This window comes from Microbacterium sp. CCH5-D1 (assembly GCF_001557335.1).
In the GTDB taxonomy this organism is placed as follows: domain Bacteria; phylum Actinomycetota; class Actinomycetes; order Actinomycetales; family Microbacteriaceae; genus Microbacterium; species Microbacterium oxydans.
Genome location: NZ_LSJW01000180.1, coordinates 1 through 251, shown reverse-complemented (window position 1 = coordinate 251; position 251 = coordinate 1). Strand labels below are relative to the sequence as shown.

The following is a 251-nucleotide window of genomic DNA, read 5'->3' as shown; positions in this document are numbered from 1 at the left end:
TCCTCACCGTCGACATCGGCCTTGGCGTTGAGCTCCTGCATGACCTCGGTGGTCAGCAGCGGGCTCAGCTTCGCCAGCACGTCGGCGATCGCCGGGTACTCGTCGAGGGTGCTCTGCTTGAGCGTGAAGCCGCCCTGGTAGCTGGGGAAGAACTCCTTGTCGTCTTCCATCACCACGAGGTCGAGGGCGGGGATGCGGCCGTCGGTCTGGAAGACCTCGCCGAAGTTGCAGTCGTCGCCCTTCTGGGTCGC

Annotated in this window: 1 protein-coding gene; it reads right to left on the bottom strand. The window is 65.3% G+C overall.

The annotated features are described in order from the left end of the window. Positions 1-251: glycine betaine ABC transporter substrate-binding protein (locus AX744_RS10970; protein ID WP_331709305.1), on the bottom strand; the 251-nt coding region annotated here is incomplete at both ends.